The sequence below is a fragment of the Streptomyces sp. Ac-502 genome (assembly GCF_045222935.1).
In the GTDB taxonomy this organism is placed as follows: domain Bacteria; phylum Actinomycetota; class Actinomycetes; order Streptomycetales; family Streptomycetaceae; genus Streptomyces; species Streptomyces monomycini.
In genome coordinates, this window is sequence record NZ_JBHFFO010000001.1 from 7027273 (window position 1) to 7040343 (window position 13071).

Annotated in this window: 13 protein-coding genes; 12 read left to right on the top strand and 1 reads right to left on the bottom strand. The window is 74.4% G+C overall.

From position 1 onward, the window contains the following. Positions 1 to 54 precede the first annotated feature (54 nt). From ACEXOX_RS32160 to ACEXOX_RS32215, 12 genes are all read left to right on the top strand, one after another. Positions 55 to 888: a sugar phosphate isomerase/epimerase family protein gene (locus ACEXOX_RS32160; RefSeq protein ID WP_406524511.1), complete on the top strand. Its 834-nt coding sequence runs from the start codon at positions 55 to 57 to the stop codon at positions 886 to 888. Between the two features lie 25 nt (positions 889 to 913). Next, positions 914 to 1318 carry an acyl carrier protein gene (locus ACEXOX_RS32165; RefSeq protein ID WP_406524512.1) on the top strand — a complete coding sequence of 135 codons (405 nt, stop codon included), beginning with the start codon at positions 914 to 916 and terminating at the stop codon, positions 1316 to 1318. Next, positions 1315 to 1866, top strand: a complete 552-nt coding sequence (locus ACEXOX_RS32170) for a beta-ketoacyl synthase N-terminal-like domain-containing protein (protein WP_406524513.1) — start codon at positions 1315 to 1317, stop codon at positions 1864 to 1866. The genes ACEXOX_RS32165 and ACEXOX_RS32170 overlap by 4 nt, the downstream gene beginning before the upstream one ends. Further along, positions 1839 to 3065 carry a beta-ketoacyl synthase N-terminal-like domain-containing protein gene (locus ACEXOX_RS32175; protein ID WP_406524514.1) on the top strand — a complete coding sequence of 409 codons (1227 nt, stop codon included), beginning with the start codon at positions 1839 to 1841 and terminating at the stop codon, positions 3063 to 3065. Before ACEXOX_RS32170 ends, ACEXOX_RS32175 begins: the two co-directional genes overlap by 28 nt. Beyond that, positions 3062 to 4792 (top strand): thioester reductase domain-containing protein, encoded by a 1731-nt coding sequence (locus tag ACEXOX_RS32180; protein ID WP_406524515.1) that lies wholly within the window; start codon positions 3062 to 3064, stop codon positions 4790 to 4792. The genes ACEXOX_RS32175 and ACEXOX_RS32180 overlap by 4 nt, the downstream gene beginning before the upstream one ends. Before the next feature lie 90 nt (positions 4793 to 4882). Further along, positions 4883 to 5776, top strand: coding sequence for a 3-hydroxyacyl-CoA dehydrogenase family protein (locus ACEXOX_RS32185; protein ID WP_406526539.1), 894 nt, complete (start codon positions 4883 to 4885; stop codon positions 5774 to 5776). Further along, complete coding sequence (locus ACEXOX_RS32190) at positions 5773 to 6069, top strand: acyl carrier protein (RefSeq protein ID WP_406524516.1); 297 nt, start codon at positions 5773 to 5775, stop codon at positions 6067 to 6069. Before ACEXOX_RS32185 ends, ACEXOX_RS32190 begins: the two co-directional genes overlap by 4 nt. Continuing rightward, positions 6066 to 7178 (top strand): acyl-CoA dehydrogenase family protein, encoded by a 1113-nt coding sequence (locus tag ACEXOX_RS32195; RefSeq protein ID WP_406524517.1) that lies wholly within the window; start codon positions 6066 to 6068, stop codon positions 7176 to 7178. The genes ACEXOX_RS32190 and ACEXOX_RS32195 overlap by 4 nt, the downstream gene beginning before the upstream one ends. Beyond that, positions 7175 to 8179 (top strand): 3-oxoacyl-[acyl-carrier-protein] synthase III C-terminal domain-containing protein, encoded by a 1005-nt coding sequence (locus ACEXOX_RS32200; RefSeq protein WP_406524518.1) that lies wholly within the window; start codon positions 7175 to 7177, stop codon positions 8177 to 8179. Before ACEXOX_RS32195 ends, ACEXOX_RS32200 begins: the two co-directional genes overlap by 4 nt. After that, positions 8176 to 9339, top strand: a complete 1164-nt coding sequence (locus ACEXOX_RS32205; protein ID WP_406524519.1) for an HAD-IIIC family phosphatase — start codon at positions 8176 to 8178, stop codon at positions 9337 to 9339. Before ACEXOX_RS32200 ends, ACEXOX_RS32205 begins: the two co-directional genes overlap by 4 nt. Beyond that, on the top strand, positions 9336 to 10604 hold the full coding sequence (locus ACEXOX_RS32210) for an MFS transporter (protein WP_406524520.1): 1269 nt from the start codon (positions 9336 to 9338) through the stop codon (positions 10602 to 10604). The genes ACEXOX_RS32205 and ACEXOX_RS32210 overlap by 4 nt, the downstream gene beginning before the upstream one ends. Continuing rightward, positions 10601 to 12250 carry an AMP-binding protein gene (locus ACEXOX_RS32215; protein ID WP_406524521.1) on the top strand — a complete coding sequence of 550 codons (1650 nt, stop codon included), beginning with the start codon at positions 10601 to 10603 and terminating at the stop codon, positions 12248 to 12250. The genes ACEXOX_RS32210 and ACEXOX_RS32215 overlap by 4 nt, the downstream gene beginning before the upstream one ends. Positions 12251 to 12260: 10 nt before the next feature. Here the strand turns inward: ACEXOX_RS32215 and ACEXOX_RS32220 are convergent, their stop codons facing one another. Then, positions 12261 to 13058 (bottom strand): 4'-phosphopantetheinyl transferase family protein, encoded by a 798-nt coding sequence (locus tag ACEXOX_RS32220; protein WP_406524522.1) that lies wholly within the window; start codon positions 13056 to 13058, stop codon positions 12261 to 12263. Positions 13059 to 13071: the final 13 nt, after the last annotated feature.

Genomic DNA, 13071 nt, shown 5'->3' on the forward strand with positions numbered 1-13071 from the left:
GAAGCTCTCCCGGCCCGCGGGCGGGACGCGCACCGACTAGGAGCGGAAGCATCCATGACCAGTCACACAAGCCTCGGGCTGCTGGTGGACCAGGCGTTCTACGGCTCCCCGTACCAGGGCAAGGACGCCTGGCGGGCCGCCGCCGAACTGGGCGCCGAATGGATCTGTATCGTCGAAGAGGCGATGGAAATCGCGCCGGAACGGCTGCTGCAATTCCGCGACGACGCCGACGCGGTGGGCCTGCCCATCAGCCTGACGGCCTGTCACGCATTCGGCCTCAGTGATTTCCGCGACGTCGTACGGGAATTCCACCTCAAGCGCGCCGAAGCCCATGTCGACCTCACCAGGGAACTGGGCGGCGAGGTCATGAAACTGCTCCTCGGCGACTGGTTCTGGCGTGCCATGTGGCCCGAGGAGGCGCAGTGGCAGCTGCTCGCCGCCTCGGTCCGGCGGCTGGCCGACTACGCCGAGGCGCGCGGCGTCGCGCTCAGCGTCAAACCCGAGCCGATGGAGACCTCCCTGGTCACCGACGTCGACGACCTCGTACGGCTGCTGGACGACGTCGCCTCCCCGGCCCTCCAGGCCAACATCGACGTCTCCCACCTCGTCGTCGCCGGGGTGGCCGCCGCCGAGGTGGGCCGGCTGCCCGGCCGGGTCAACAGCGTCGACTACTCCGACTCCAACGGCACGTACCACGAGCACCTGGTGCCGGGCGAGGGCGTCGCGGACATGGCCGCCTTCACCGACCAGCTGCTCGCCGTCGACGCCGCCTGGGTCGGCGTCGAGGTCGGCCCGTTCGCCGACCCGGAGAACGCCTACGACAAGGTCGGCCGGGCGATGGCCCGGGCCCGCGACTTCTTCGACACCGCGGCGGCGCGGCGTGTCTGAACCCGAAACCCTCCCGGAGGCCCCCGTGGCGAACCCCGAAGACAGCGCGTCCATACCCGCGGACGCCAACGCGAACGCGGACCCGCTCCAGCTCGTCCGCCGGGCGTGGCAGGACGTCCTGGGCACCGCCGAGGTGCCCCTGGACACCGGCTTCTTCGAAGCGGGCGGCAACTCGATGCTGCTGGTGATGCTCAGCGACGAGCTGTCCGACCAGACCGGGCGCGAGCTGGAGGTCGCCGAGCTGTTCCGGCACGACACGGTGCGCGCCCAGGCCCGGCTGCTGGACCCGTCGTACGAGCCCGGGGCGCCGGCCCCCGCCGCGGCGGTCCCGGACGGCCGCGGACGGCTGCTCGGCAGTGCCCGTCGCGGACGTACGGACACCACGCCCGCGACCGGCCCGCAGCAGCCGGAAGGGTCCGCCGCGCGATGAACAGCGAGACCGCCGTAGCGGTGGTGGGCGTCGGCTGCCGGTTCCCGGAGGCCGCCACCCCGGAGGAGTTCTGGAGCAACCTCGACAAGGGCGTGGTCTCGCTCCGCGACATCCCCGCCGAGGACCTGCGCCGCTGCGGTGTGTCCCCGGAGGCGGCCGCCGCGCCGGGCTTCGTGACCCGGTCCGGCTGGATCGAGGACCCGGAGCTGTTCGCCGCCGAGTTCTTCGGCTGCACCCCCGTCGAGGCCGAGCTGATCGACCCGCAGCAGCGCCTCTTCCTGGAGGCGTGCCGGGACGGTCTGGAGCGGGCCGGCCACCTGCCGAACGGTGAGCACGGACCGCAGGTCGGCGTGTTCGCCGGGGCGAGCAACAGCTCGTACAACACCTTGCTCCAGTACGCCCGAGCCCGTACGGAAGGCCCCGCCGCCTTCGACGACCTGGCCACCCAACTGGGCGGCGGCATCGACTTCATGGCCCCCGGGTCTCCTACAAACTCGGCCTGCGCGGCCCGTCCCTGGCCGTGCAGACCGCCTGCTCCTCCTCGCTGACCGCCGTGCACTACGCGGTCCTGAGCCTGCTGTCGGAGGAGTGCGACATCGCCCTGGCGGGCGGCAGCGGACTGTCGTACCCGTCCGTCGGCTACCGGTACCAGGCCGGCGGCGTGCTCTCCGAGGACGGCTTCTGCCGCGCCTTCGACATCCGCTCCACCGGCACCGGCGCGGGCTCCGGCATCGGCGTCGTCGTGCTGCGCCGCCTCGCCGACGCGCTCGCCGACGGCGACCCGGTGCTCGCGGTGATCGGCGGCAGCGCGGTCGGCAACGACGGCGCCCGTCGGCCCGGCTTCACCGCGCCCAGCCCGGACGGCCTGGCCTCGGTCGTCGCCGCCGCGCTCACGGTGGCCGGGACCGACCCGGCGGACCTGCGCTACGCCGAGGCGCACGGCTCCGGCACACCCCTGGGCGACCAGGTCGAACTGCGCGGCCTCATCGACGGCCTGCGCGCGGCGGGCGCCCGTGCGTCCGACCGCGGCCACTGCGCGCTCGGCACGGTCAAGGCGAACATCGGGCACGCCGGGTCGGCCGCCGGCATCGCCGGGCTGATCAAGGCGATCCACGTCGTGCGCACCGGCCACCTGGTGCCGCACCCGATGTTCGAGCACGCCCGGGACCCCGGCGTCCTCGCCGACAGTCCCTTCCACGTCCCCACCGAGCTGGAACGGTGCACCGACGCCGGCCGCCGGGTGCTGGTGAACTCCATGGGCCTGGGCGGCGCCAACGCCTCCGTCGTCCTCGCCCCGCCACCGGCGCCGGTACGCCCGTCCGCGCCCGCCCGGCCCGTCGTACGGCTCCAGCTCTCCGCCCGGACCCGTACCGAACTCGACGCGCTCTCCCGCCGCCTGGCCGACGAGATCGACCAGGACCGGACCGCGGCCGGGGACATCGCCCACACCCTGCGCGTCGGACGGCAGGACTTCGCCGAGCGCCGGGTCGTCACGGCGGCCCCCGACCGGCTGGCCGCCGCCCTGCGCCTGCCCCGGCCGCCCGCCGCCCGTACGGTCCGCGCCGGAACGCGCCGCCCCGTCCTGGCCGTCACGGCGGCCGGTGAGCGCGCGGAGGCGCTACGCACCGCGCTGCTGGCGGCCCTCGGCCACCGTACCGAGCAGCACGACACGGTGCCCGCCGCGCTGCCCGCCGACGCCTACCTGATCGTCGTCGGCGAGGGGAGGGCGGCCCCGGCCGGTACGTGATCCCGGCGGCCGACGGCGCCGATCCCGGCGACCGGATCGCCGCGGCCCTGGCGGACGCCTGGCTGCACGGCGTCCCGGTGGACGCCCGCGCGCTCGACGACGGCACCGGCCGCCGCGTCCCGCTGCCCACGTACCCGTACACCCGGCGCCGCTGCTCGGCGCTGGACGACTCGGTGTTCGACGTCCCGGGCGCCGCTCGACAGGAACCCGCCCGGCCGAGCGCGCCCGCCGTCGCGCCCACCGGCCTGGAAGGCGAACTGATCGCCCTCTGGGAGGAACTGTTCGGCACCGAAGGCATCGGCCCGCACGACACCTTCGGCGCCCTCGGCGGCACGTCGCTGCTCGGCCTGCGGATGTCCCTGGAGGTGCAGGAGCGGTACGGCATGCTCCTCAACCTGCACCGCACCGGCGGCAGCCGGGCCACCGTCACCCGCGTCGCCGAAGCGATCCGCGGTGCGTCGGACCGTACGGACGGAGCCTCGGACGGTACGGACGGAGCCTCGGACCGTACGGACGGAGCCTCGGACCGTAGGGACGGCGGGCCCGCCGAGGCGTCGGGCGCCGCGCGGGACGCCGCCCTCATCGACGCCGACCTCGCCCTCGAACTCCCGCCCCTGGCCCCGCGCGACACCCCGCCCGGCACCGACGTGCTGCTCACCGGCGCCACCGGCTTCGTCGGCGCCTTCCTGCTGCACGAACTCCTCCAGGACCCCGGCCACCGCGACAGCCACGTCTACTGCCTGGTCCGCGCCGACGACGCGGACCACGGCCGCCGGCGCCTGCGCGAGGCCGCCGCCCGCTTCCGGCTCCCCGAGCCCGACCCGGAGCGCGTCCACGTCGTCCCCGGCGACCTGCGGGACATCGCCGAGGTGTGCGAGACCTACCGCGACGGCGAACTGGCCCGCCGCACCGGCCACGTCGTGCACTGCGGCGCCCACGTCGTCTTCACCGAGCCGTACGAGGTGCTGCGCCCGGCCAACACCCTGGCCACGTACCACCTCCTCGGCTGGATGCGCCGCCACGGCATCACCGACATCAGCTACATCTCCACCCTCGCCGCCTGCGGCCAGGCCCTCGGCTCCGAAGGCCGGACGCTGGAGCGCCGGGAGCAGCCCCTGGACCCCGAGGCCGGCGGTTACGGCATCTCCAAGTGGGTCAGCGAACGCCTCCTGGACAAGGCCGAACGGGACGGGATGCGGGTCCGGGTCTTCCGCCCCGGCCTGATCGGCGGCGACACCACCACCGGCGCCTGCAACGACCTGGACATGCTCTGGCGGCTGGTCGCCGCGTGCATGGCCGTCGGCGCCCACCCGGCCGACGACATGCCGCTGCCGGTGGCGCCCATCGACCTGGTGGCCCGCGCGATCGTCCAGCTCGGCCGGGAGCCCGGCTCCGCGGGCCGGGCCTACCACCTGGTCGGCGAGGAGGCCCCCACGTTCGCCGCGCTCTTCGCCGAACTGGGCGCGCTCGGGGCGCCGACCCGCCCCGTCCCGGTCGCGGAGTGGGCGCGGCTGGCCGGCCGACGGGCGCTGGAGACCGGCGACCCGGTGCTGTCCACCATGGCCCTGTACGAGACCCACGACCTGGACACGCCGCGGGTGGACGTGGAAGCCCGGCTGTGGGGGAGTGGCTGCGCGAGCACGGCCTGGACCCCCGCCTGGACGGCGGACGGGCTTTGCAAGCCCTGCGCCACCTCGCCGCACACCCCACTTTCGCGGCCCTGTTGACCGATGTGACGGAAGGTGCCTGACCCAGTGACCACCGACGGGACCACCGACGGGACCACCGATGCGACGACAGCTACGGAAGCGTCGGCAGTGACGGCACCAGCGGCAGACGGGACGACGACGGACGACGGACGGGGCGACGGACGGCTGGCCGTCGTCGGCGCCGGGGTCATGGGCACCGCGCTGGCCACGCTCGCCGTGGGCCGCGGCCTCCCGGTCCTCCTGATCGACGTCTCCGAGGCGCAGCTGGAGCGCGCCCGCGGCACGGTGCGCCAGCAGCTGCGGCACGCCCGGCTGCTGGGCAAGCTGCCCAAGGGCCCGGACGGCGAGCTGACGCTGAGCACCTCGTACGAGCGGCTGGACACCGCGGCCGCCGTCGTCGAGGCGGTCACCGAGACCACCGACGCCAAGGTCAAGGCGCTCGGCGCCATCTCGGCGGCGGTCCGCCCCGGCACGCTGATCGCCTCCAACACCTCCGCCGTACCGGTCGACGAACTGGCGGGCTACACCCAGCACCCCGAGGACGTCGTCGGCACCCACTTCATGAACCCGCCCTACCTGATCAGGGCGGTCGAGGTGATCCGCGGCCCGCGCACCGGCGACGCGGCGATGGCGGCGCTGGACCGGCTGCTGACGGCCCTGGACCGGGAGGCCATCGTGGTCGGTGACGGCCCCGGCTTCGTCTCCAACCGCATCCTGATGCGGGTGATCAACGACGCGGCTCGGCTGGTCGCCGAGGGCCGCGCCGCCGCCGAGAACGTGGACCGCGTCTTCACCGGCTGCTTCGGGCACCGTACGGGGCCGCTGGCCACCGCGGACCTGATCGGCCTGGACAACATCGTCGACACCCTCAAGGTGCTGCACGACCGCACCGGCGACGACGGATACCTCGCCTGCGACCTGCTCCTGGAGAAGGTTCGGGCCGGGGACTTCGGCCACAAGACCGGCAACGGCTTCTACTCCTACGGAGGAACGCGCGCATGACCACCGTCGACAACCAGGCCGACGCGGCGACCGGACCCGGCGCCGGGGACGTCCAGCAGCGCCTGGTGGCGTTCCTCGGCTCCCGTACCGGCGGCGACTGGGAACCGGACCGGGACCTGTTCGCCTCCGGGGCGTTCTCCTCGCTGTTCTCCCTGGAGCTGCTCCAGCACGTCGAGCAGGAGTTCCAGGTCACCGTCGAGGGCGACGACCTGACCCTGGACAACTTCCGTACCGTGCCCGCCATCACCGCGCTGGTCCAGCGGCTGCGCGGCGAAGGAGCGGCAGGGCGGTGACGGCGCAGGCGACCGCGGACGCCCGGGCCGCGCTCGGCGACCTCGTCGGCGACCGCGCCGAGGAGTGGGACCTGGCCGGCCGGATCCCCGCGGAGACGGTACGGGAGGCCTCCCGGCGCGGCCTGCTGTGCGCCCAGGTCGCCGCGGAACACGGCGGCCTCGGCCTGGACAGCCGGGCCAACGGCGAACTGACCGCGCACGCCGGTTCCCTGTGCAGCTCCCTGCGGTCCCTGATGACCTCGCAGGGCATGGCCGCCTGGACCGTGCAGCGCTTCGGCACCGCCGTGCAGCGCGGCACGTTCCTGCCCCGGCTCACCGGGGGAGAGACGGCCGGCGTCGCGTTCTCCGAGAGCGGCGCGGGCAGCGACCTGTCGGCGATGCGCACGGAGATCCGCCGCGACGGCGACACCGTGCACGTCACCGGCGCGAAGGTCTGGGTGACCGGCGCCGCCTACGCGAGTCTGCTGGTGGTCTTCGGGATCTACGGGGACGGGGCCGCCGTCGTCATGGTGCCCGCCGACGCCCCGGGCGTACGGATCGAGCGGGTGCCGGACCCGATGGGCTGCCGGGCCGCCGGCCACGCCGACGTGCACCTCGACGATGTCCGCGTACCGGCGGGCCACCTGCTGTCCGGCGCCGGCCTGCCGGTCGCCCTGCTCGCCACCGCCGCGCTGACCTACGGGCGGCTCTCGGTCGCCTGGGGCTGCGCGGGCATCCTGCGCGCGTGCCTGGACAGCACGGTGGCGCACACCCGTACCCGGGAGCAGTTCGGCAAGCCGCTCGCCGACCACCAGCTCGTCGCCCGGCACCTGGCCGAACTGGCCGTCGCCGAGCAGGTCGCGCTGCGCTGCTGCGAACACGCCAGCGCCTGCTGGGACGGGAACCGGCCGGAGCTGGGCACCCAGGCCGTCGTCGCCAAGTACGTCGCCTCCCGGGAAGCCACCCGGGGCGCCGCCACGGCCGTCCAGGTGCTGGCCTCCCGCGGCGCCCGCGACGGCCACCCGGTGGCGCGGGCCTACCGCGACGCCAAACTCATGGAGATCATCGAGGGCAGCACGGAGATCAGTCAGCTGCTCCTCGCGGACCACGTACGGACGGGCCGGGGATGACGACGACGGACACGGGCAGCAGCGCGGACACGGCCGTCGGGGTGGGGGCGGTGCACTGCCTCCTGCCCGACGAGCTGGTGCCCGTCGACAAGCTGGACGAGGTCGGCCACCTCGCGCGTGAGGAGGCGGAGTTCGCGCGCGACTGCGGTATCCGTACGGTCGGCCGGTTCGACGACGGGGCGACGGCCGCGGGGCTCGCCGCCCGGGCCGTACGCGAACTGCGCGAGCAGGACCCGGCCGCCCCGGACCCCGACGTCCTGGTGGTCGTCGGCGCCCGCGCCCCCGAGGTGCTGCTCGGCTCCGGCTCCGGCCACGTCGCGCACGAGGCCGGGCTCACCGCGTCGTTCTCCTTCGTCCTGGACGGCCTGGGCTGTACGGGCTCCAGCGCGGCCTGGGCCCTGGCCAGGGACCTCCTCGTCGCCGACCCGGCCCGGCAGTCCGTGCTGATCGCGCACGCCAGCCGCCCGGTCGCCCTGGACCGGGTGCGCCACCCGGTCACCGTCGTCGGCGACGGCGCCTTCGCCATGACCCTGGTGCGCGGTGGCCGCCCCGTACTGCGCGCCCACCGCCAGCACACCGACGGCCGGTTCCACGACCTCCTCCAGGTCGACTACAGGAACGCCCCCTGGTACGAGTGGCGCGAGGAGGTCAGCTCCGCCGACCGCTACCGCTTCGAACTGGCCCTGCACAGCCAGCAGCACCTCAAGCGCCTGGTCGGGCAGGTCCTGGACGACGCGGGCGTGGAGCGGCGGCGGATCGCCGCCACCCTCATGCAGAACGTCACCGCACCGGCCTTCCAGTTCTACGAGACCCTGCTCGGCCTGCCCGTCCACCCGGTGTGCACCGAAAACCTCCAGGCGTACGGCCACACCGGCGCCATGGACGTGGTGCTCAACCTGGACCGCCTGCTGGCCCGCGGCGAACTGGCCCCCGGCGACCTCGTCCTCGTCCTGAACAACAGCCCCGTCGCGGCCTGGGCCGTGACTCTCTGGGAGGTATGACCGGCATGGCGGCCACCGAGACGGCGAAGACCGGCACCCCCACGGACACGGCGGAGACAGCCGTACGTCCGGCGGTGAAGTGCCTGGTCTGGGACCTGGACAACACCCTGTGGCAGGGCACCCTGCTGGAGCGCGACGAACTCGTCCTGCGCCCCGGCGTCCTGGATACGCTGAAGGCCCTGGACGAGCGCGGCATCCTCCAGTCGGTGGCCAGCCGCAACGAGTACGACGACGCGTGGACGAAGCTGGAAAGCCTCGGCGTCGCCGACTACTTCGTCCTGCCGCACATCGGCTGGGGCCGCAAGTCCGACGCCGTACGCGCCGTCGCCGAGCAGCTGAACTTCGCGCAGAACACCCTCGCGTTCATCGACGACCAGCACACCGAACGCGCCGAGGTCGCCTACCACCTGCCGGACGTGCGCTGCTATGACGCACCCGAGGCGGCCGGGCTGCCGGACCTGCCCGACTTCACGCCCACCGTCACGAGCGACGCACGCCGCCGCCGGGCCATGTACCAGGAGAAGTTCCGGCGCGAGGCCGCCCAGAGCGAGTTCAACGGCCCGGACGAGGACTTCCTGCGCACCCTGGACATGCGGATGTCCATCGCCCGCGCCGACGAGGACGACCTCGCGCGCGTCGAGGAACTGACCCTGCGCACCAGCCAGATGAACGCGACCGGTGTGCACTACTCCGACGCCGACCTGCGCTCCCTGCTCACCGATCCGGACCACGAGGTGCTGATCACGACCGTCGAGGACCGCTTCGGCTCGCACGGCGCGGTCGGCGTGGTCCTGCTGGAGCGGCAGCCGGGCCGCTGGCGCCTGAAACTGCTCGCCACCTCCTGCCGGGTGGTCACCTTCGGCATCGGTACGCAGCTGCTGCGCTGGACCGCCGACCAGGCCACCCGGGCCGGAGCGCACCTGGAGGCCGACTTCCGGCGCACCGACCGCAACCGGATCATGGAGGTCGCGTACCGGTTCGCGGGCTTCGGCTCCAAGCCGTGCGCGTGCCAGGAGGACGGCCGGGAGACGGCTGCCGGAGCCCCGGCGGACGTCCAGCGCCTGCACCTCGTCCCGCAGCGGCAGGCCGCACCGACGACCCTGACCGTCACCGGCCCCGCCCTGTGGTCCGGCGACGGTACCGGGAAGCCGTGGGCATGACGGGCGGGGCCGCGGCGGGCACCGGCCGGAGCGCCTTCGGGCGGCTGTGGGCGTCCACCGCGGTCTCCGCGCTGGGTGACGGCGTACGGCTGACCGCCCTGCCGCTGCTCGCCCTCTCGCTCACCACCGACCCGCTGCTGATCTCCCTGGTGACGGTCGCCAACTGGCTGCCGCTGCTGCTGTCGCCGCTGGCCGGCGTCTGGGCGGACCTGGCCGACCGGCGCGCGCTGCTGATCGGTGTCGACCTGATGCGCGCGGCGGCGGTCCTGGTCCTCACGCTGACGGTGGTCACCGGCGTGGTGAGCCTGCCGGTGGTCTGCGCGGTGGCGGCGGTGCTCGGGCTGGGCGAGACGGTGCACATCGTCGCGTCCCAGTCGTACCTGCCGATGGTGGTGGAGACGTCCCGGCTCGCCGCCGCCAACGGGCGGCTGCACGTCGCCCAGCTGATCTTCCGCGACTCCGCCGGGCAGCCGCTCGGCAGCCTCGCCTTCGTCGCCGGGGCGGGCCTGCCCTTCCTGATCGACGGGGTGTCGTTCCTGTTCGGCGTGGCCCTGCTGGTCACCCTCCCGCGCTTTCCCGGGCCGCCCGCGGGCCGTACGGAGCCGGGTGCCGCGCCGCGCTGGCGCACCATGATCCTGGACGGCGTACGGCTGCTCCGCGCCGACCGGCTGCTGGCCACCCTCGCGGGCATGCTCGGCGCGCTGAACTTCTTCATGGGCGTCACCGGAACGCTCGAAGTTCTCTACGTCGTGCGCTGGCTCGGCCTGCCGGAAGCCGCCTTCGGCGTGTTCCTGGCCGTCGGCGCGCTCGGCGGCATCGTCGGCGGGCTGTTCAACGCGCGCTTGGCGTCCCGGTTCGGCACCTTCCCGGCGGCGCTCGGCGGCATGGTCCTGATGGGCGTCGCGATGCTGCTGACCGGCCTGGTGCACCACGCGGTCGTCGCGGCCGCCGGTTTCGCCCTGATGGCGCTCGGCGCCGCCGTCTACCAGGCGCTGACCGTCTCCTTCCGCCAGGCCACCACCCCGCCCGACCAGCTCGGCCGCCTCAACGGCGTCTACCGGCTGGTGGGCACCGGCACCATTCCGCTGGGCGCGCTGGCGGGCGGCGCGCTCGCCAAGGTGGTCGAGGTCAACGTCCCGTATACGGCCGCCGGAGCCGCTGTGCTGCTGCTGTTCGCGGTGGTCGCGCGGCCGGTCGTACGGATGGGGACGGTGCAGGAGCGGCGCGCCGGGGCCCCGGACGCACCGGCCGGAGCCGCCTCGTGAACCGCCCGCCCGCCGACGGCACCACCCCCGCCCCGCTCACCGAGGACCCCGTACGCCAGGAGCCCGCCTTGGAAGACCGCACCCTCTACCAGTGGTTCGCCGACTCGGCCCGCCGGTGGCCGGACGCCCCGGCCCTCGAAGTGGGCGAGCAGACCTTGAGCTACGGCGAACTGCACCGCCGGGTGCTGGCCCTGGCGGCCCGCGTCCTCGACGAGCAGCCCGCCGGTGCCACTGCCGGTGACGGCCCTGTCCGTCCGCCGGCCCGGATCGCGCTGATCGCCACCCGGACCGTGGCCGCGTACGTGGCGTACCTGGCCGTGCAGCGCCTCGGCTCCTCCGCCGTCCCCCTCAACGCCGACCACCCGCTGCCCCGCAACGTGGACATCGCGCGCCGCGCCGGGGTCGGCGCCGTCCTCGTCGGCGAGGAGCACCGCGACACGTTCGCCGGGCTGCCCGCGGACTTCCGGCCGCCGGTGACCGTCGTACCGGACGGCGCCGACGGCCTCCCGGAGCCGCCCGCCGGTGCCCTGCCCGCCCACCCCGGCGACCCGGAGGCCGAGGCGTACCTGCTGTTCACCTCCGGTTCCACCGGCCGCCCCAAGGGCGTGCCCGTCCGCCACCGCAACGTCGCCCCGTACGTGGCGTACAACATCGCCCGCTACGAGGCGGGCCCCGGCTGCCGCATGTCGCAGACCTTCGGCCTGACCTTCGACCCGTCCGTGTACGACTTGTTCGTCGCCTGGGGCTCCGGCGCCACCGTCGTCGTACCGGACAAGGACGAGCTGTACCGGCCCGTGGACTACGTGGTGCGCCGCCGCCTCACCCACTGGTTCTCCGTACCGTCGCTGGTCACCACCGCCGAGCGCTACGGCAACCTGCCGCTCGGCCGGGTCACCACGCTGCGCCACAGCTGCTTCAGCGCGGAGCCGGTCACCGCGCAACTGACCGCGCGCTGGCACGAGGTCGCGCCCGGCAGCCGCATCCACAACCTGTACGGGCCGACCGAACTGACCATCACCTGCACCGACCACGAACTCGCCGACGGCGGAGCCGCCGCGGCGGGCAGCGCCAACGGCACGGTGCCCATCGGACAGCCCTACCCGCACATGGAAGCGGTCCTCCTGGACGAGGCGGGACAGCCCTGCGACGACGGCGAACTGTGCGTACGCGGCGCCCAGCGCTTCGACGGCTACCTGGACCCGGCCGACAACGCCGGACGCTTCGTCCGGTACGGGCCCGGCGCGCCCGCCGCCCCGTACGACGGCACCGGGCCGCTCACCCGCGAACACTGGTACCGCACCGGCGACCGGGTGCGCCGCGAGGACGGCCTGCTGGTGCACCGCGGCCGGCTGGACAACCAGGTCAAGATCATGGGGCACCGGGTGGAGCTGGGCGAGGTGGAGGCCGCGATGCGGCGCCACCCCGAGGTGACCGAGGCGGCCGTGGTGGTCGTCACGGTCAAGGACGAGGTGCGCCTGCTGGCCGCCTACCTGGGCAAGGAGATGCGGGCGCACGAGTTCAGCCACTGGCTGCGGCAGCACGTGCCGCTGCACATGGTGCCGCGCCGCATCCGGCGCCTGGAGGAGCTGCCGCACAACGACAACGGCAAGCTCAACCGGCAGCGGCTCGCCGAGCTGCTGGCGTGAGGGGCGGCGGTCAGGTGCTGCGGCGTTGCAGGCCGGCGGGATGGTCCGGGGCGGTGGGGCGTTCCGGGGCGGTGGCGTGGTCCGGGACAGCGGGGCGTTCCGGGGCGGTGTGCGGGACCGCCGCGCCGATGCGGGGACGCGCCGTGCTGACCACGGCGGCCACGGCGTCCCGGCGCGCGTCCGTGTGGTCGAGCACGTACAGGTCGCCGTGGCGGGACAGGTCGCCGTGGCGGGCAGGGCCGCTGCCCCTCTCGGGCAGGCCCGAGAGGTCCAGCGCGGCCAGCCCGCCCAGTGTGCTCCTCCCCAGCTTGACGAAGCACTCCTTGCGGACCCACTGGCGCAGGAAGTACGCGTCCGGATCGGCGTGTTCGCGCATCGCCGCCCGCTCGGCCGCGCTCAGCACCCGGCCCGCCGCGCCCCGCACGCCGTCCGGCAGCGTCCGCCGCTCCACGTCCACGCCGACCGGCTCGTGGCCCGCCACGGCGGCCACCACGCCCGTCGTGTGCGACAGGCTCACGTACACCTGCGGCAGCCCGGCGAGCCGCGGCCTGCCGTGTTCGTCGGAGCCGCAGCCGGGACAGCGCTGTTCCAGTACGAGGGAGTCCGCCGCCCGGCCCAGCAGCTCGGCGGCGCAGAGCCGCACCAGCACGTGTGCCGCGACGAAGTCGGCCCGGAGAGCCGGGGTCAGGAACGCGTCCGCGCGACGCCGCTCCACGCCGGTCAGCAGCCGTTCGTACGCCGGGACCGGCCCCAGCACCTCGTCCGTACCCGCCACCAACGCCAGCGGCTGTCCGCCCGTCCCTGTCACGGAGAGCACCTTT